The sequence below is a fragment of the Devosia sp. RR2S18 genome, from assembly GCF_030177755.1.
In the GTDB taxonomy this organism is placed as follows: Bacteria; Pseudomonadota; Alphaproteobacteria; order Rhizobiales; family Devosiaceae; genus Devosia; species Devosia rhizosphaerae.
On sequence record NZ_CP126539.1, the window covers coordinates 2,975,772 to 2,992,874 of the forward strand.

The 17,103-nt window shown below is 62.2% G+C and carries 18 protein-coding genes; 6 read left to right on the top strand and 12 right to left on the bottom strand.

Features of this window, described 5'->3' with window-relative positions:
- Positions 1 to 89: 89 nt before the first annotated feature.
- From QOV41_RS14665 to QOV41_RS14675, 3 genes are all read right to left on the bottom strand, one after another.
- Positions 90 to 1,535 carry a glycosyl transferase family protein gene (locus QOV41_RS14665; protein ID WP_284577519.1) on the bottom strand — a complete coding sequence of 482 codons (1,446 nt, stop codon included), beginning with the start codon at positions 1,533 to 1,535 and terminating at the stop codon, positions 90 to 92.
- Positions 1,532 to 3,331 carry a hypothetical protein gene (locus tag QOV41_RS14670; RefSeq protein ID WP_284577520.1) on the bottom strand — a complete coding sequence of 600 codons (1,800 nt, stop codon included), beginning with the start codon at positions 3,329 to 3,331 and terminating at the stop codon, positions 1,532 to 1,534. The genes QOV41_RS14665 and QOV41_RS14670 overlap by 4 nt, the downstream gene beginning before the upstream one ends.
- A 118-nt stretch (positions 3,332 to 3,449) precedes the next feature.
- On the bottom strand, positions 3,450 to 3,614 hold the full coding sequence (locus QOV41_RS14675; protein ID WP_284577522.1) for a hypothetical protein: 165 nt from the start codon (positions 3,612 to 3,614) through the stop codon (positions 3,450 to 3,452).
- 715 nt (positions 3,615 to 4,329) lie between these two features.
- Here QOV41_RS14675 and QOV41_RS14680 point away from each other — a divergent pair.
- On the top strand, positions 4,330 to 4,710 hold the full coding sequence (locus QOV41_RS14680) for a response regulator (protein ID WP_284577523.1): 381 nt from the start codon (positions 4,330 to 4,332) through the stop codon (positions 4,708 to 4,710).
- 127 nt (positions 4,711 to 4,837) lie between these two features.
- On the opposite strand, the gene QOV41_RS14685 is transcribed toward QOV41_RS14680, so the two are convergent.
- Both QOV41_RS14685 and QOV41_RS14690 read right to left on the bottom strand, forming a co-directional pair.
- Entirely contained in the window at positions 4,838 to 6,265 is a 1,428-nt protein-coding gene (locus QOV41_RS14685; protein ID WP_284577524.1) for an aminobutyraldehyde dehydrogenase, read from the bottom strand.
- Entirely contained in the window at positions 6,262 to 7,047 is a 786-nt protein-coding gene (locus QOV41_RS14690) for a gamma-glutamyl-gamma-aminobutyrate hydrolase family protein (RefSeq protein WP_284577525.1), read from the bottom strand. The genes QOV41_RS14685 and QOV41_RS14690 overlap by 4 nt, the downstream gene beginning before the upstream one ends.
- 77 nt (positions 7,048 to 7,124) lie before the next feature.
- On the opposite strand from QOV41_RS14690, the gene QOV41_RS14695 reads away from it, so the two are divergent.
- Positions 7,125 to 8,486: a glutamine synthetase family protein gene (locus QOV41_RS14695; protein ID WP_284577526.1), complete on the top strand. Its 1,362-nt coding sequence runs from the start codon at positions 7,125 to 7,127 to the stop codon at positions 8,484 to 8,486.
- Positions 8,486 to 9,790 carry an NAD(P)/FAD-dependent oxidoreductase gene (locus QOV41_RS14700; RefSeq protein ID WP_415926722.1) on the top strand — a complete coding sequence of 435 codons (1,305 nt, stop codon included), beginning with the start codon at positions 8,486 to 8,488 and terminating at the stop codon, positions 9,788 to 9,790. The genes QOV41_RS14695 and QOV41_RS14700 overlap by 1 nt, the downstream gene beginning before the upstream one ends.
- A 15-nt stretch (positions 9,791 to 9,805) precedes the next feature.
- On the opposite strand, the gene QOV41_RS14705 is transcribed toward QOV41_RS14700, so the two are convergent.
- Both QOV41_RS14705 and QOV41_RS14710 read right to left on the bottom strand, forming a co-directional pair.
- Positions 9,806 to 10,348: a DUF4334 domain-containing protein gene (locus tag QOV41_RS14705; protein WP_284577530.1), complete on the bottom strand. Its 543-nt coding sequence runs from the start codon at positions 10,346 to 10,348 to the stop codon at positions 9,806 to 9,808.
- A gap of 4 nt (positions 10,349 to 10,352) precedes the next feature.
- Entirely contained in the window at positions 10,353 to 10,535 is a 183-nt protein-coding gene (locus QOV41_RS14710; protein ID WP_284577532.1) for a DUF2188 domain-containing protein, read from the bottom strand.
- A gap of 123 nt (positions 10,536 to 10,658) precedes the next feature.
- Between QOV41_RS14710 and QOV41_RS14715 the strand changes: the two genes are divergently transcribed.
- Positions 10,659 to 11,174, top strand: coding sequence for a DUF1440 domain-containing protein (locus QOV41_RS14715; RefSeq protein ID WP_284577533.1), 516 nt, complete (start codon positions 10,659 to 10,661; stop codon positions 11,172 to 11,174).
- Between the two features lie 8 nt (positions 11,175 to 11,182).
- Here QOV41_RS14715 and QOV41_RS14720 read toward each other — a convergent pair whose 3' ends face one another.
- The 5 genes from QOV41_RS14720 to iolG form a co-directional block, all read right to left on the bottom strand.
- Positions 11,183 to 12,295, bottom strand: a complete 1,113-nt coding sequence (locus tag QOV41_RS14720; RefSeq protein ID WP_284577534.1) for a Gfo/Idh/MocA family protein — start codon at positions 12,293 to 12,295, stop codon at positions 11,183 to 11,185.
- Positions 12,296 to 12,380: 85 nt separating this feature from the next.
- A complete protein-coding gene (locus QOV41_RS14725) occupies positions 12,381 to 13,286 on the bottom strand; it encodes a sugar ABC transporter substrate-binding protein (RefSeq protein ID WP_284577536.1) in 906 nt (301 codons plus the stop codon).
- A 73-nt stretch (positions 13,287 to 13,359) separates the two neighbouring features.
- The gene (locus QOV41_RS14730; protein WP_284577537.1) at positions 13,360 to 14,367 is read right to left on the bottom strand and encodes an ABC transporter permease; all 1,008 of its coding nucleotides are present in this window, start codon (positions 14,365 to 14,367) and stop codon (positions 13,360 to 13,362) included.
- Between the two features lie 23 nt (positions 14,368 to 14,390).
- Positions 14,391 to 15,158 carry an ATP-binding cassette domain-containing protein gene (locus tag QOV41_RS14735; protein WP_284581342.1) on the bottom strand — a complete coding sequence of 256 codons (768 nt, stop codon included), beginning with the start codon at positions 15,156 to 15,158 and terminating at the stop codon, positions 14,391 to 14,393.
- 219 nt (positions 15,159 to 15,377) lie between these two features.
- A complete protein-coding gene (iolG, locus tag QOV41_RS14740) occupies positions 15,378 to 16,364 on the bottom strand; it encodes an inositol 2-dehydrogenase (RefSeq protein ID WP_284577538.1) in 987 nt (328 codons plus the stop codon).
- Positions 16,365 to 16,541: 177 nt separating this feature from the next.
- Between iolG and QOV41_RS14745 the strand changes: the two genes are divergently transcribed.
- Together QOV41_RS14745 and QOV41_RS14750 are read left to right on the top strand one after the other, a co-directional pair.
- The gene (locus QOV41_RS14745) at positions 16,542 to 16,868 is read left to right on the top strand and encodes a hypothetical protein (protein WP_284577540.1); all 327 of its coding nucleotides are present in this window, start codon (positions 16,542 to 16,544) and stop codon (positions 16,866 to 16,868) included.
- Between the two features lie 21 nt (positions 16,869 to 16,889).
- Positions 16,890 to 17,096, top strand: a complete 207-nt coding sequence (locus QOV41_RS14750) for a sugar phosphorylase (RefSeq protein ID WP_284577541.1) — start codon at positions 16,890 to 16,892, stop codon at positions 17,094 to 17,096.
- Positions 17,097 to 17,103 lie beyond the last annotated feature (7 nt).

Consider the following 17,103-nt stretch of genomic DNA (forward strand, 5'->3'; position numbering starts at 1 on the left):
TGGTGGGTGAACGCCCGTAGGGCCGATCGGATGCCGGCCCCCACCATTGCCGCAATATCGCTCCTCCAAGCGCTCCCCAGCCCTACAGCTTAGCCGGTTGGATAGGAATGGGTGGTCTTATCCCAGACAATAGGCGCGCCGGTCAGTTTGTGGCGCGCGAACACCGATATCGCACGAGCGAGGGCGAAGAAATTCAAGAGGTTCGAAACAACCATGCGGGGGCCAGCCATCATCCCTTGCAGCGGGCCATAGAGGCGCGCGGTGAAGATGGAGCGCTGCAGCAGTCTGTTGCCCAGCAAAACCAGATTGGTCATGAGCAGCACGGCGTAGGCATCAGCGTTAAGCAGCAGGAACGGCGGCCGGTCGGTCGGAGGAACAAGCGAGAACACGATGTTCAGCGCCAAGAAGTTGAGCATCACGTAATAGGCGATGATGGCAGCCGGCGCGGTGATCAGCCCCTTCCGGTCGCGGAGCAGAAAGTACTTGTGACCCAGCGACCCTTCCCAACCATGCTGGGACCAACCCTGGAACGCAATGCCGAGCAACCAGCGGGCGCGCTGGCGATAGGCGGCGCGAAAGTCGGATGGAAAGTACTCACGCGTCGCCACCGGTAGCCATTCAAGTCGCCCGCGCGCCGCACCTGCATGACCGCGCTGGTCGACGGTGATGCCGATGGGAAATTTGACGAAAATTTCACGCATGCCCATGGCGGCGAGACGGAACGCGATGTCGTAGTCCTCCGTAAGGCTGGTGGTGGAGAACACCTCCCCTGCCCGCTCAGCGCGCAGAGCATCGATGGCACGACGGCTGAAGCAGGCGGAGACGCCCGCGCAAGGCACCACTCCGGTCATGCTTTCTCGTACCACCAGGTCCTTGGAGTGCCACTCGGCGAACTCATCCATATAGGTGCCGGCAACCAATTCCTCGATGCCTCGCGGAAACGAGTAGACCGGCAGCTGGATCAAATCCATGCGTCCAAGGAGATGGTTGAACAGCTTGAGTTCGTAAGGGTGGATCACATCCTCGCTGTCATGCAGCGCTACACCCGCGAAGCGGGTATTCTGGCTGCGCTCATAGGCGAAGATGTCACCCAACACGACGTTGAGGCAGTCGGCCTTGTTGGTGGGGCCGTCGCGCGGCACCACCGACATTTGCACGTTGGGAAACCGCTCCATTGCCGCCCGCACCTCGGCGATTGTGTCGGGATCGTTCTGGTAGACGCCGACAAAAATCCGATAATTGCTATACCGGATCAGGCGATTGCTCGCTGCGAGCATGGCGCCGATCACCTCGCTTTCATGCCAGGCAGGAACCATCAGCGCGATCGGCTGCTCGGGCCGGGCGTCGAGCTGTTCGGCGGTGAGGCGCGGATAGATCGCCCGCGCCCAGAACCAGCGATAAAAGCTGTAGCTCCAATACCAGGCGTCGACAAACAGATCGTCGAGGCTGGACAGCAGGATCAGCACGGTCACCGCCACCGCAAGCAACTCAATGACTTGCTGGTAGGTGGCCAGATAGAAAATGAACTGGCTCATTGCCGCGGACGCTGCCCCAGCGTTTTGCGGATCGTCAGCCGCGCGGCAAGGATCAGCAGCATAAGGGCAAGGAGCCCCACGGCGATCCAGAGCCCGTATTGTTGGAAAAAGCCGGTGAGCTCGCGCCCGGTGTCGCGTGCCTCGGCAAGAAGTGGCCGGTCTGGCGTGGCGCCATCCTGCCAGAGCACGCCGGCATCCCCGACCAGCGCGACCGTTCCGTTGCGGAATTCGAGGACCCGCGGCTGCGGCACGGGACTATTGGCGGGCAGAACGACCTCGACAACGCCACTCTCGGCCACAAGGTTTACCCGGGCCAAGGCGGCTTCAGCCGAAAAGTCCAGCGGCGCTTGTCCATCCGCAACAGGGATTGACGAGATGGGACCACCGGCCATTCGGATAGTAGGCAGGCTCGTCTCTGCAGCACCGAAACTTACCTCCACCTGCGGCGTCAACACGCCCAGTCCATGCAACAGTCGCGCTGCCAAGCTCAGATAGGCTTGCAGGTCTGGAGAGCCCGCCAGCGTCTTCGGCAGGGCGATGTGCACGCCACCACCAAGCCGGCCAGCAAAAGCAGCGAAGCCGTCGGCATTGTTGCGGTCGTAGCGCAGGCCGCTGCCGCTCAGGATCTGGACGGCGTAACCCGATTGCTGCTGACATTGGGCGGCGAGGGCGCGGTCCACTACGACGCGAAGATTGTTGCTGAAATCGAGCATGTCGGGCGGCAGCGTCAGGCGCAGCGTGTTCTGGCCAGTGGCGAGCCGCTGGGCACTCAGCAGTTGCCCATTGAGGTAAATGGTGGCGATTGGCGGTGCGCCCGAACGATCGGGGGCTGCAGCCAGCTCCAGCACCGCCTCGCTGGGCAGCCGCCCGCTTGCGCCGACCAGGGGAAAGTCGAGGTTGAACTCGCCGCGGCTGCGAATCCCTTGCGAGGGCGGCAGGTTCTCAAAAACCGTCAGACTATTTGTCACGGGCAGACGTGCACCCGGCGGCTCGCCAGTGGCCACGCGGCCAGCGCTTGCCAACACACCAGGGGCACTGCGCCAGAGTTGTGCCAGTGCACGAGTGCCTTCGCCCGGTGCAACGGCTATGCGCACTTGCTCGCCCGTATTCACCAGTTCGGCGCCCTTGGCGTTCGCATCCACTGTCAGCGCCACCACGGCGTCTGTATCCGTTGCGAGGCTGAAGTCACGGTTCTGGGTTAACAGCATCACGCCCAGTTCGATCGCGGCAGCAGCTTCTGCCTCCGACATCTGCGAGGGCAGACCCACTACGCCCGCCTGCGGCATCAAGGACAGCGCGTCGGCAATCGTGGTGATCTCGTTGAGTTCCACGGCATAAGCGATGCTGCTGGCTGGCAAGATGGTGATGCTGTTGGCCGGGTCGATCTCTGCGGTGCAGACATCAGCGGGAGCAACCAGATCCCCGCGGAAGCGAACCTCCAGGCCCGCAGGAACCGCCAGAAATGGTTCCGGCACCGTCTCCAGCACGAAACGGGAGGCGGCCTGTTCACCCGGCAGCAGATGTATGGCATCAACGGGCAACCCGTTGATGCTGACAACGAGGCTGCCGCGCTCGAGATTGGGGGCCACCGCGCGCCCATTCACCGTCAGACGCAAGTCGCGGATAGTCGCCTGGCTCGGCATGGGCAGGAACGCACTCTTGGACTCGCTATCGGAGAGCAGCAGGCCATCGGACAGGCCCAATTGACCCAACTCCCACTCGAAGGTGGCAGGAGCTGCAATCGCGCTGGCAGAAGATAGGAGCGTGGCCAGTACCACTTGCAGCAGTCGCTTCACTTCAGAATTCCGGCACGAGCCCGTTTGAGAAAGTGTCGCCGCTACGCCCCTTTTAACCATCTGACCAGCCCTGGGTGAACATAGCTTGTGGTCAGTGTGGGCATGGCTCCGCGCACGGCTACCGACCCGCAAAACGCACGACAAGGAGAAAGCCGATGGCGCCCCCCAGGATCAGGCCCAGCGCGGCACCCCAGGTTCCGGCCAGATGCGCGCCCAAAAGGCTCAAGATGACGGAGATCACAAAGCCGAGAAGGACGAGAAGAAGGGACGCAAGAACTTCCATGCACAACAACCCGGCAAATCCAACCAAGGAGCAACCGCCGTCCGCGCGGGATGGTTTCAAGCGTTAATTGTTATGGTTAATGAGGTCTGAATACGGAGGGTCGCATTCACCTATTTGAGAAGAGGGAACGGCAGCAGATTTGGTGCATTTTTGCGGATGAGGCAGGAGGCAGCGAAAATGGCGCTGAAAGAGCTCTTCACAGGAACGCTGCAACGCGGCGACACCGCTACCAGCTTGCAACAGACCCATCGGTTCCGGAACTACGCCATCGTGGCCCTGGCTTGGGCCGCGTTGCTGCTGCTTTTGCTTCACCCGGCACTATCGCTCCTAGCACTGCTGAGCGCCCCAGTGCTGCTCCGAGCCCGGCCTGCGCCAGTCCCCGTGCGCGTACGGTCTCAGACAATCCTGAAGTAAACACACGGCATTCTCGCTTTGTCTGAGGTAAAGCGAGCCGCGGTCGAGCGTCTGGTACGGATGGTGTTGAGCGTGTCGACACTAAGCCCACCTCCGTCGTCGGTGAGAACCGCTTCCACCGCATAACGGGTCTGCTCGAGTCCCAAGCTGCGGTCGATGGCGACCTGCACCTACGGCTCGAGATCCTTCACATTGAAGCATCCGCCGGAAAATTGTGAACACCCAGGACAGGAACTTGCCTTCTTCCCCAGCATTGAAAGGCCAGCGTCACCAGTCCTAACAACTCTTCTTGAGGCTCCGTGTGACCGCCAATAACGCTACGCGCGTTCTGATCGTCGAAGACGATCCGATCATCGCCCTTATCATGGAAGAAATGGTCGAAGACCTGGGCTATCTTGTCGTCGGCCCCGCCCGTACCGTCGAGGATGGCCTTGCGCTCGCCGGTGGCGATGGCCTGGACTTCGCATTGCTCGATTTCGAGATCGGCGATGGCGACGCTTCCTCCATCGCGCAAACCTGTGCCGACCGCGCCATCCCGTTTGCCTTCACAACGGGCAACGATCCGGTGGCGCTCCGGCAAAATTTCCCGGAGCCTCCGATCATCAGCAAGCCGGTGCTGCAGGCTGAACTGCTCAGCGTCTTGCCTGCTGCCGCGGCTTCAGGAACACTCGTCCAGCATTGAAAACTCAGACCGGGAGCACCACGCTCCCGGTCTCCCGCCGCCGCGTGACCTGAACGGACTCCAACCAGCACGTACCGTGATCGCCAGCGGCACACGCCTTGGAAATTCCCGCTAGCACCAGATCGGTTTAGCCGATCATCAAATGCCGCACCTGGGTGTAGTCAAGCAGCGACTGCATGGAGAGATCGGACCCATAGCCCGAATTCTTCATGCCGCCATGTGGCATCTCGGTCGCCATCACCCCGTGAGTGTTGATCCAGGTGACACCATATTCGAGGGCATTGGCAATTTCCATCGCCACCTCAGCCTGGCGGGACCACACCGAGGATCCAAGCCCGTACTCCGACTGGTTCGCCCAGTCGACCGCCTCCTGCACGTCGTTGAAGGGCGTGAGGCTTAGCACCGGACCGAAGACTTCCTTCTGCACGATTTCCGCTGTGATTGGCGCGGCAACCAATGTGGGCGTATGGAAAAAGCCTTCTGTGTCAGCCGGCGTGCCCTGGATGACGTCGGCGCCTTCACCGCGAGCGCGGCTGACAAAGCCCTCCACTCGCTCCAGTTGTCGGGCACTGATAACTGGGCCGAATTCGACATCGTCGCGTTCGGGCCGGCCGTAAACCAGCGAGGTGATCATGGTCTCGAGTTTGTCGGTCAGCTTCTGCGCTAAGCTTTGATGGACGAAAATCCGGCAGGCTGCGGTGCAATCCTGCCCCGCATTGTAGAAGCTAGCCTCGCGCAGCGTGTCCACGAGCTTGTCGAGATCGGCGTCCTCGCACACGATGACGGGCGCTTTGCCACCCAGTTCCAGATGAGTGCGCTTGATCATCGGCCCCGCCGCTGCCTGCAGCACGGCGCGCCCCGTTCGAACATCCCCTGTCAGCGAAATCATCCGCACCAGATCGTGCGAGATCAAGGCATTGCCCACGTCCGGACCATTGCCGCAGACTACGTTGACCACGCCTGCGGGCAACACTTCGGCGAAAATCTCGCTGAGCGCGAGCAGGCTTAGTGGTGTCAGTTCCGAGGGCTTGATGACCACGGCATTGCCAGCGGCGATGGCGGGCGCGATCTTCCAGGCAGCCATGAGCAGCGGGTAGTTCCAGGGGGCGATCTGCGCGACGACGCCGACCGGGTCTCGCCGCATCAGGCTCGTCATCTTGGAGGACCGATAATTGCCCGAAGCCGGTCCCGGCATGTTACGTACGGCGGTGCCAAAGAAGCGAAAGACATCGGCGACATTGGCGAGTTCGCCGCCCCGCACGAAGCGCAGCGGCTTGCCGGCATTGCGCGACTCGGTGGCTGCCAGCTGGTCCACGCGTGCCTCGATCGCATCGGCAATGCGCAAGAGTGCAAGGCTCCGCTCCTTAGGCGGGCGCTTCGCCCAATCCTTGTAGGCGCCATTGGCGGCACGCACTGCTTGGTCCACCTGATCCAGGCTTGCCGATGGCACATCGGCGAGCGGCTTGCCCAGGGCCGGCTCATAAGCGGTTTCCGCAGGGCCCTGCCCGTCTACGAACTGCCCGTCGATGAAGAGGCGCGTTGCAAAGTCTGTCATGTCGTCAACTCCGATCCGGGCGCAGGCATATAGCTCGCCCGCGCGGTTTCCCCCACGAAATGCCAGAAGGCGAGATCATGCGGGCGCTCCGCAGGTCGCCACTCGGGGTGCCACTGCACCGCAAAAACCGGTGCCGGCGTGTGGGAGGTGGAGAAGGCTTCGATCACGCCATCGGGCCCTCTTGCATTCACCACGAGGCCTTGGCCCAGGCGATCAACCACCTGAAAGTGGACGCTGTTGACGCGCAAACGGTCACCACCTGCATAGCGTTGCAGCATGCTCCCGGTGGCGACGTCCACGTCATGGTCATGGGCGAACATCTCAGCAAGTTCGGCATCGGCATGGGCGTGGTGCCCATCGGCGCCGGCTCCCGCCCGCAGGTCCCGCAGCGAGCCCCCAAGGGCGACGTTGATCTCCTGCAAGCCGCGGCAGATGCCAAAGACTGGCTTGGCTGCCGTCATCGCTGCATGAATCAGCGCACTGCCGAACTGGTCCCGTCCCGCATCATGAGGCGCCTGCGCCGCCAGATCCGAACCATAGCGGCTTGGATGGATGTTAGAGTTGCTGCCGGTCAGCAGTATGGCGTCAAGCCGAGCGATGATTTTGGCTGCATGGCCTTCTGACTGGTTCGAAGGGACGACCAGCGGCACACAGTCGGCAAACTGCTCTAGCGCCTCAAGATAACGGTGCTTGACAGCCTGGGCAGGCTCCCCTTCAACCGGACGATTGCAGGCAATTACGCCGATGACCGGCTTGTGCTCTACCATTGCTTGCTCACTCATTTGACGCTGAGGGGTTCTCAGCCTGCTTGCACCTGCTACTCTAACGCTATGACATACATAGCGTACGACCGACAGTCATGAGCACTGACATGATTGCGAACACCGACATCGTCTCCTGGCTCGAGCAGAACCCGCAAATCGAGGTGCTGCACACGGCGGTCTGCGACCTCAACGGCATCATGCGTGGCAAGCGGATCCCCATCGACCAGGCGCGTCGCATCGGCGAGAACGGCATCCGCATGCCCCTGTCGATCGTGGGGGTGGACGTTTGGGGGGAAGACATCGTCGGCAATCCCCTGGTCTATACCGGCGGCGACACCGACGGCATCTGCAGCCCCACCGGGCGCGGCGCCTTGCCCATCAACTGGACAACCCGCCCAAGCGCGATGATCCCGCTCTGGCTGTTCCAGGACATCAACACGCCTTTCCTGGCCGACCCCCGGCAAGCGCTGGCCCATGTCGTTCGCCGCTATGCCGAGAACGGCTTGCGCCCAGTGGTCGCCACCGAGCTGGAGTTCTACCTTGTCGATCCTGAGGCAGATTCAGCGGTGCCGCCGATCTCGCCCTATACCGGCAAGCGGCTCGATTCCGACGCCATCCTGTCGCTCGACGAGTTGGAGGATTTCGGCGAGTTCTTCCGCGACGTCTACCTGCAATGCGAGCAGCAGGGCGTCCCCGCCGATACCGCCATTGCCGAAAACGGCATCGGTCAGTTCGAAATCAACCTGCTGCACACCGATGCGCTCAAGGCGGGCGACGACGCGGTGCTGTTCAAGCGGATCGTCAAGGGCGTTGCGCGCAAGCACAAGCTGGTCGCCACCTTCATGGCCAAGCCGTATGGCGGGCGTTCGGGTAACGGCTTCCATGTCCACTTCAGCGTCAACGACGCCGCCGACATCAATGTTTTCGACGACGGCACCGAGTCGGGCTCGGAGGTGATGATGCACGCGGTCGGCGGACTCCTTGCAGGGATGGCCGAGTCGACCCTCCTTTTCGCCCCGCACTTCAACTCTTATCGGCGACTACGGCCCGACACCCATGCGCCCAGCGCCGTGTCCTGGGGCTATGAAAACCGCACGACCGCGGTGCGCATCCCCGGCGGCAATCACAAGGCCCGCCGTATCGAGCACCGCGTGGCAGGCGCTGATGCCAATCCCTACCTCGTCATCGCGGGCATTCTCGGTGCGGCGCTCGTCGGCATCGAGGACGAAATGAAGCCGCCCAAGCCGTTTTCCGGCCGCGCCTATTCCGAGCGCCTGCCCAAACTGCCGGCCGACTGGGCCTCGGCAGTCAATGCCTTCGAGGACGGCAACCTCATCCCCCGCATCTTCGACCCGACGCTGCAATCGATGTTTGTCGCCTGTAAGCGCCAGGAGATCGCCGGCTTTGCTTCGCAGGTGACCGATCTCGAATTCAGCGCTTATCTGGAGGTTGTGTGATGGCCCAACCCAACTATGCTGGCGACGGTTCCTACCCGCCGAGCTATTATGCGGCCTCGCGCAACATTATCCGCACACCGGTCAAACTCCAGGGTGACGTCCAGGCGGACGTCTGTGTCGTGGGTGCCGGCTATTCGGGCTTGTCAGCGGCCATTCACCTCGCCGAAAAGGGCTTCAAAGTCGTCGTGGTCGAGGGCGCTCTGGTCGGCTGGGGTGCCTCGGGCCGCAATGGCGGTCAGGTCGTTAATGGGCTGAACGCCAGCCTTGAAACCGTCACCCGCCGCTACGGCGAGGACACGGCCCGTTTCGTCGGCAGCCTCCTCCAGGAAGGCGCTGGCATCATCTATAACTGGGTCGATCGCTACGGCATCGAGTGCGACCTGCGGCGCGGCAACATCTACGCCGCCTACACCGCCCAGCACATGCGCGACCTCGAAGCCAAGCAGATGCTCTGGCTGCAGCACGGCATGGACGGCCACGAACTGCTCGATCGCGAGCGCATCCGCGAACATATAAACAGCCCGGTTTATGTCGGGGGCATGATCGACCATTCGGGCGGCCACATGCACCCGCTCAACCTCGCTCTGGGCGAAGCCAAGGCGCTGGAAAGCCTTGGCGGGGTGATCTACGAGAAGTCGCCGGTCACTGGCGTCACGCAGGGTCCAGACACTGCCGTGGTAAAAACGGCCAGCGGTTCGGTCACCGCTCCCGCCGTCCTCGTCTGCGGCAACGCCTATCTGGGCAATGTCGTGCCCGAACTCACCGCCCGCGTCATGCCCGTCTCTACTCAGATGATGGCCACCGAACCGCTCGGTGAGGAGCGCGCCCACGCTCTCCTTCCCACCGGCCTGTGCGTCGAGGATGTCCGCTATATCCTAGACTATTTTCGCCTCAGCGCCGATCACCGGCTGATCTTCGGCGGCGGCGTCGTTTATGGCGGCACCGATCCCGCCGATGTCGTCGCCAAGCTCCGGCCCAACATGGAAAAGGTGTTCCCGCAATTGCGCGACACCAAGGTCGACTATGCCTGGAGCGGCAATTTCGCCCTCTCCTTCTCGCGGGTGCCGCAACTGGGCCGGCTGGGCAACCGGGTCTATTTCGCCCATGGCTATAGCGGGCACGGCATAACGGGCTCGCATCTCTTCGGCCGCATACTCGCCGAGGCTGTACGCGGCGATCTCACCCGCTTCGACACCTTTGCGAGCCTGCCCTGGATCCCCTTCCCCGGCGGCCGCATGTTCCGCGCCCAATATTCGACGCTGGGCTCATGGTGGTATGCGCTCAAGGACCGGCTGGGCATCTAGCCCCGGCCACTTCCCTCAGCCCGGCTCCCGCCGCAGGGTGAAGAAGAAGGGCGGCAATCCGCGGCAGTCCATCAGCCCCAGCAAAAGATCGGAGGTGACGCTGCGGAACACATCGTTGATCGGCTGGCGATCGTAGATGATGGCGGCGCTGACGACACTGCGGTGCAGCACCGCGCGCAGGCGCGCCGTGGGCTTGTCGTTCCGGATTAAGTGTTTGCCGGCCTTGAAGGCGGTCGCCATCGCGCCAGTGCGCCGCATCGGCATATGCGCAGCCAAGCCCGGGTCTAGCCATTTCGGGTCCACCGCGACGATCCCCTCCGAACCGTGCCGGAATAGAAGCGGCAACACGCTCTCGCTGTCGCGCACCTCCTTGCCATACCACCCGTAAGCGGTGAGCACGCCGTCAAGCGGATGGCCAGTCGCAATCTCGGCGCCGCGCCACCTGCCGGTGAAAGCCTCGGGCGCGAACGCGGGCAGTGCGTCGAACGCGGCCAGCGCCGTCTCGGCGCTCGTCCCTTGCGCCTCCGCAGCTTCTATCCAAGCCTGGTTGATCGCCATCGCTCTAGTCGGGTCGCTTTTCGGGAGGTCCATGGATAATCGAGGGCTCGCCGCCACCCCGTTCGCGGCCCAGTTGTCGGGCGGCAGCCAGCGCCTCTTCCTGGCTTTCGAAGGGGCCGCGCCGCTGCCCATCGGAGAACTCGCAGCACCAGCCCTCCCCCATGATCTCCCAGATATAGACGGTCATGCTCTGCCTCCTTGCGCCTCTCCAACCAACCGCGAAAGCTCCCCTTGGTTCACTCGCGCCTGTGTTGTTTAGGGGAACAATCTCTGCCGCGCCCGATTGCTCCAGCGTGACAGGAGACCCAAGATGAGCGCAAACATTCCTGGCTTTGATGCCTCTGGCGCATTGATGGGCGCTGCCGCCGGCTTCGCGGCAGTCTGGATCATGGACCGTGTCGATTGGTTTGCGTACGAGCATGAGGATGCAGCCGCTCGCGAGCGCACCAAAACCGTGCGACCCGGCGGCATGGACCCGGCCCATGTTGCTGCCGATCGTATTGCCCGTCGAGCCGGCGTCACCCTCGAGCCGAGAGATCACAACCCGGCGGGTCTCGCCATGCACTATGCCATCGGCGTGGTGCCCGCAGCCTTTTATGGCGGGTTCCGGGAGAGCGTTCCCCAGATCAGCGCTGGCCATGGTGCGCTGTTCGGCATGGCCATGTTCCTGGGCCACGACGAGGTTATGAACCCGCTGATGGGGCTTGCGGTCAAGCCGAACGCCTATCCGTGGCAGGCCCATGGACGAGGCTTTATTGCCCATCTCGCCTATGGCCTCGCCCTCGAAACACTGCTCCGCCTAACCGACCCGCGCGTTCGGCACTAAGCGGCGATCTAGAGCTCGACCCAGCGCCCCTCGTCATGGCTGCGCGCCATGGCGTGTACCGCACGCTCGATCAGAAGCCCGTGGCCGAAGTCGATCACCCGCGCCGCCTCGCCTCCAATGGCCCGCAGCACTTCGTGGCATTCGATCAGCTTGAGGTCGTTGAAGCCCAGTCCATGCCCGGGCGCTGGGATGAACCTGTCATAGGGGGCATGCTGTGGTCCAGCCAGGACAGTGCGGAAACCTTGTTCAGAGGGGCGACCCTCCGCCACAAAGAGCTGGAACTCGTTCATCCGCTCCTGATCATAGGCAATGGTCCCCTTGTCGCCAAAGATCTGAAGCGCAATGCGGCCCTTGCGCCCCCAGGCTGATCGATTGAGCGCCATTACCCCGGACACGCCGCCATGCAGCCGCAGCAGCACGGAGGCGATATCCCAGGTCTCGACGGGGCGCTGCCCGCCGCCAGTGACCGGTCGCTGCTCATGGGGCTTGGCGAGCTGTGCCATCACGGCCTCGACAGGTCCAAGCAAGGTCTGCAGCAGGCTCAAGGGATGCACGCCGAAGTCGTCAAGCGCTCCATAGCCGGAGCTCCGTTCGCTCTTCCAGTAGAACGGAGCTTCGGGATCGGCCATAAAATCCTCGTCCATCTCCAGCCGCACATGGTTCACCCGGCCGATAATCCCGTCTTTGACCAGCCCCTCGATGTGACGGACCACCGGGTTCTGGATGTAGTTGTAACCCAACACCGCGACGCGACCGCTCGCTGCGGCCACCGCCGCCATGCGCTCGGCGTCCTCCAGCACCACAGCCATGGGCTTTTCGCACCAGACGTGCTTGCCCGCTTCGAGGGCTGCAATAGCCATTTCGGCGTGAAAAGCATTGGGCGTGGTGATGGAGATCACCGCCACCTCGGGGTCGGCAAGCAGGTCGCGCCAGTCCGCCGTTGCGTGTTCGAAGCCGAATTCCGCGGCCCGTTGCGCGGCAAGGTCCGGATTGGCTTCGGCAAGGTGGCGCAACATGACCTTTGGTCCATCGCCGAACACTGCCCTCACGCCATTCCAGGCCAGCGCGTGGCACTTGCCCATATAGCCGGTGCCGATCAGTCCCACACCGATTGTGTCCACCTCATCCTCCGCTTCTTGCCTGCAGTCCCACATGAATGCGCCCGGAGCTTTCGCTCCGGGCGCGGCCCGTCAGGAGGACGAGAGCCTACTGGTATTCAGCCGCGTTTTCGGATGTCACCAGAACCGTGCCGGTGTCGATCACCGGGTCGATGGTTTCGCCGTTCTTGAGGTCCACCAGCGCCTGGATGCCGAAGCCACCCATATTGCCGGGAGCTTGCGCCACCGTAGCCGCCATGTCGCCGGCGATAACCGCGGCTGCGGCATCAGGATTGGCGTCGTAGCCCACCACCATCACGTCATCGCGGGCAGCAGCCTTGAGGGCTTCCACCGCCCCTAGCGCCATGTTGTCGTTGGAGCCGAAGATACCCATAATGCTAGGGTTACCCGCAAGAATGTTCTCGGTGACCGAGAGGCCCTTGGCACGGTCCCATTCGGCGGTTTGCTCGGCCACCACATTGAGCCCGCAGGCCTCGAGGCCAGCCTTGGCACCATTGGCGCGAAGCTGGGCGGTCGAGTGGCTCATCACGCCCTGGAGGATGGCAACGTCGGCGCCCTCCTCGATATTGTCGCACATATACTGCGCCGCCAGTGCGGCACCCGCCTCATTGTCGGTGCCGATAAAGGTCACACCTTCATTGGAGCCCATGGTATCAACAAAGACGACGGGCACGCCCTGTTCACGCGCGGCCTCGATCACCGGGGCCAGGGCATTTGGATCGGTTGGGGCAATGGCGAGGCCATCGATGCCTTGGGCGAGCAGGTCCTCAACCTGGGTAATCTGTGCCTGCACGTCCGTCTCCGCGGGCGGTGCCACCACCACAACTTCTACCCCCAGTTCCTCACCCTTGGCCTTGGCGCCCTCTTCTACCGCTGCCCAGAAGGGATTGCCGGCGCCCGGCCCCTTCATTGCCAGCACATAGGCAGCATTGGCGCCGCTCGTCATTGCCGTCACCGTAGCGATTGCCACGCCGGCCATCAAAAGCTTCTTCATTTCAACATCCTCCCAGTCTCCAGATCGTCCTCACCGCAGCGCCGGAGACATGTGCGTGCGGCTTATCTCTCCTCTAGCTGCGTGAGCCTGCTTTGCGCCGCAGCACATCGATGTAGACCGCAACGATGATGACGAGCCCGATCAGGATCTGCTGCCAAAACGCCGAGACATTGTTGATGTTGAGCCCGTTGCGCAGGATGCCCATGATCAGCACACCGGCGAGCACACCGATCACCGTGCCGCGCCCCCCGAAGAAGGAAGCACCGCCGATGATTACCGCTGCGATGGCATCCAGTTCGATGCCGATACCGGCATTGGGAAATCCAGAGTCCGTGCGGCCAGCCAGCAGCAGGCCCGAGAGCCCGGCGAAAAAGCCCGAGATCATGTAGACCACCACCAAAGTGCGATCGACATTGATGCCGGACACCCGCGCCGCGTAGGGATTGCCGCCGATTGCGAAGATGTGCCGGCCCATATTGGTCCTTTGCAGGAAGAACCACAGGCTCACCGCGCAGACCAGCACCAGGATGAGGCTGGCTGGCAGGCCCGCCGGGGGAGCAAGGCCAAAGCCGAAGTAGGCCTGACCGATGAACCGGACCTCCTCCTGCAGGCCGGATACCGGCGCACCATTGGAGATGAGAAAGGTCAGCCCGCGTGCGACGTTGAGGGTGCCCAAGGTCATGATGAAGGGGTGCGGCAGCTTCAGCACCGTTAGGCCAATGCCGTTCACAAATCCGACGGCTAGCCCGATTGCGGGACCGATCAGCAGCACGATAGGCCAGGGGATGCCTGCCTTGCTGGCGATCGCCAGTGCCACCATCGACAGGGCCATGATCGATCCGACGGAGAGGTCTATGCCCGCCGTGACGATCACCACATACATGCCTAGGGCCAATAGGGCGAGGCTGGCATTCTGCTTAAGAATGTTGGTTAGGTTGACCGAGCTGAGGAACACATCGGGCTTGATCGCTGCCAACACCAGCATCATAGCAATGACGACAAAGATGATGCCGTAGCCCTCGAGAAACTTGGTGAGCGTCGGATTGGATTTGCGCTGCACGGGAGCGGTGGCTTCAGTCATTGGTTCGTCCCCGCTTCCATCCCTTAGTGCAGCCTGTCGTGGGCTAAAGCTTCAGTGTGCCCCTTGGTGCCCATGATCCAGCCGATCACTTCGTTGCGGCTGGTCTGCTCCAGCTTGGCTTCAGCAAAATTGGTCCCCTGAAAGAGCGCCATGACGCGATCGCAGCAGTAGAAGATGTCGTCCATGCGGTGCGAGATGATGATCACCGCCACCCCGTGCTCCTTAAGCGAGCGGATGAGGTCAAGCACCTTGCCCACCTCCTTGATCGCAAGGGCTGCTGTGGGCTCGTCCATGATGACGAGCTTGGCGTCGAAAGCCGTAGCGCGAGCGATCGCCACCGCCTGGCGCTGTCCGCCCGAGAGATCCTCGGTGTTCTGGTCGATGGATTTGACGTGAATTTTGAGGTTTTCGAGGTGCTCGGCGGCCATGTGCCGGGCCCGCTGATGATCGATGATGGTCAGCGGACCAAACTTGCGGCCTGGCTCCCGCCCCAGATAGATGTTCTCGTAAATTGGCATGTTGCCCGCCAGGGCGAAGTCCTGGTGCACCATTTCGATGCCCAGGCGCTGAGCGTCCTTGGGGCTCGAAAATCTTACCCGCTTGCCGTCGAAGGTCAACTCGCCCTCGCTGGGTACGAACAGGCCCGAGAGGATCTTCATCAGGGTGGACTTGCCAGCGCCATTGTCGCCGACCACGCCCAGCACCTCTCCCGGCGCCACGTGAAAGTTCACGTCATGCAGCGCAGTGATGGCGCCAAAGTACTTCGAGATGCCACGCGCCTCGAGCAGCATACCAGCGATCCTCCCTTCCACCCGGGCCCTCCTCGCCCTGATGGAATAAAAAGAGGTTTTCAGCTTGCTGCTGGAATGTCAATTCCCTTTACCATGAGTGGCACGCTTGTACCTGTGTGGCTTCTGCAACCGGTGTTTCTTGCCTGTTGCAGTATCCCTCGACGCTAAAGAACACGTTCAGGAACCGTTCCTTCTCATGGCATTTTCCGGGCCGGCGCTTCAGGAGATGCGCACTGCTTCACCCGTTTGGAGCGAGCGCGCCGCTGCCTCCGCCAGCTTCTGCGCCATCAATCCATCATGGCCCGAAGCACTCGGCGCTTCACCCTTCTCGAGGAAATCGAGGAAGGCATTCACCTCATTGGCATAGGCCTGCTGGTAGCGCTCCACAAAGGAGAACGGGATCAGATCGGCGGTGAAGCCCCGCTCATCGGCGCGTTCCACCGTCGTCAAGTGCACATTGTTGGCGCGCAACATTCCTTTGGATCCATGCACTTCGATGCGCTGGTCATGCCCGTAAGTAGCGCGGCGAGAGTTGGTGATGACCGCGATCTTGCCCGAAGCGGTTTGCATGTGAACGACGGCCGTGTCCACATCCCCAGCCCCCTTGATCGCCGGATCCGTTAGCACGCTTCCCAGCGCATGTACCACCACTGGTTCTTCTCCCAAGAGGAAGCGCACCATATCGAAATCGTGGATCATCATATCCCGATAGATGCCGCCAGATCGCTCGATATAGGAGACCGGCGGCGGTGCCGGGTCGCGCGCGATAATGGTGACCATCTCCACCTCACCAATTGAGCCCTCCCGCAGTGTCTTCGCCAAGGCCGCATAGTTAGGGTCATAGCGCCGGTGAAAGCCGATCATCAGCGGCACGCCAGCTTTCTCCACCACGGGCAGGCACTGCTCGATCCGCTCCACGCTCAACGACACGGGCTTCTCGCAAAGGATCGCCTTGCCCGCCCGCGCCACCTGCTCCATGATGTCGGCATGGGTATCGGTCGGCGTGGCGATGAGCACGGCGTCGACATCGGAGGCCAGGACCTCCTCGATCGAGGACACCTCAGCCCCCACGCTCTCTGCGAGCGCTGAAGCAGCCTCCGGCACCGCATCGGCGATATACGCAACCCGCGCCCGACCCGACTGCTGCAAATTCCGCGCATGCACCTTGCCGATGCGCCCCGCTCCCAAAATACCAAACTTGACCATTCTAACGCGCCCTCGCGAAACATTTGTTCCGTAGAGTGCCACTTCCAGAATCGGCACTCAAGCTCAGAACGCCGGGCACCGAGTAAGGAAAGTTGCCGCCCATCAAGGAGAGGAACCAATCGCGCCTCCGGGCAATTCAGAAGGGTTGCGCTGCGTATCGGCGTTGGGAGTTGTCGCATGAACTTCATTGATCCTCTGGCAAAGATCACCGTCGAGCCTACCCGCTACTACCTTGTTCTTCATTGCCGTGACGCATGGTGGGTTGATTGCGATGGGAAAGCCTTTGGTCCTTGCGCAAGCAAGGAAGTGGCAATCCACTCCGCGCAAAAGCTCATCAGCATTTTTGAAGACCCCGCGCATCGTGCCGAAGTCTGGGCGCCAGATGAAGGCGGCAGAACTAAGCTTGTGTGGAAACGCACGCCTGCTGGCGAGATCATTTGTGCAACGGAGGCCTGGACGGTACCGGCCGATCAGCGGAACTTTCAAGAGCACATTCAGTTTTAGCTCTCGAAGGAGAATACAAACATGAAGCTTCGAGACTTGCTGGCCCGAGTGAAGGACCTCCCGCCCGATACGCTGGTGTGCGTTGCAGAAGTGGATGAAGCTTTCGCCGCCAACGTCGCCGAGATTGAGCACGTGGATTCAGCCAAGGCTGAGCGCTCTCAGGCCGATGGCAAGGAAGCCATCAATCTCGACGGTGGTTCGGAGAAGGTTCTAGTCATCCGTTGGTGACATCCTC

Coding starts and splice junctions, on each gene's coding strand:
- QOV41_RS14665 (WP_284577519.1), bottom strand. CDS start 1,535: ATGAGCCAGTTCATTTTCTATCTGGCCACCTACCAGCAAGTCATTGAG.
- QOV41_RS14675 (WP_284577522.1), bottom strand. CDS start 3,614: ATGGAAGTTCTTGCGTCCCTTCTTCTCGTCCTTCTCGGCTTTGTGATC.
- QOV41_RS14685 (WP_284577524.1), bottom strand. CDS start 6,265: ATGACAGACTTTGCAACGCGCCTCTTCATCGACGGGCAGTTCGTAGAC.
- QOV41_RS14690 (WP_284577525.1), bottom strand. CDS start 7,047: ATGAGTGAGCAAGCAATGGTAGAGCACAAGCCGGTCATCGGCGTAATT.
- QOV41_RS14695 (WP_284577526.1), top strand. CDS start 7,125: ATGAGCACTGACATGATTGCGAACACCGACATCGTCTCCTGGCTCGAG.
- QOV41_RS14700 (WP_415926722.1), top strand. CDS start 8,486: ATGGCCCAACCCAACTATGCTGGCGACGGTTCCTACCCGCCGAGCTAT.
- QOV41_RS14705 (WP_284577530.1), bottom strand. CDS start 10,348: ATGGCGATCAACCAGGCTTGGATAGAAGCTGCGGAGGCGCAAGGGACG.
- QOV41_RS14710 (WP_284577532.1), bottom strand. CDS start 10,535: ATGACCGTCTATATCTGGGAGATCATGGGGGAGGGCTGGTGCTGCGAG.
- QOV41_RS14715 (WP_284577533.1), top strand. CDS start 10,659: ATGAGCGCAAACATTCCTGGCTTTGATGCCTCTGGCGCATTGATGGGC.
- QOV41_RS14725 (WP_284577536.1), bottom strand. CDS start 13,286: ATGAAGAAGCTTTTGATGGCCGGCGTGGCAATCGCTACGGTGACGGCA.
- QOV41_RS14730 (WP_284577537.1), bottom strand. CDS start 14,367: ATGACTGAAGCCACCGCTCCCGTGCAGCGCAAATCCAATCCGACGCTC.
- QOV41_RS14735 (WP_284581342.1), bottom strand. CDS start 15,158: ATGCTGCTCGAGGCGCGTGGCATCTCGAAGTACTTTGGCGCCATCACT.
- iolG (WP_284577538.1), bottom strand. CDS start 16,364: ATGGTCAAGTTTGGTATTTTGGGAGCGGGGCGCATCGGCAAGGTGCAT.
- QOV41_RS14745 (WP_284577540.1), top strand. CDS start 16,542: ATGAACTTCATTGATCCTCTGGCAAAGATCACCGTCGAGCCTACCCGC.
- QOV41_RS14750 (WP_284577541.1), top strand. CDS start 16,890: ATGAAGCTTCGAGACTTGCTGGCCCGAGTGAAGGACCTCCCGCCCGAT.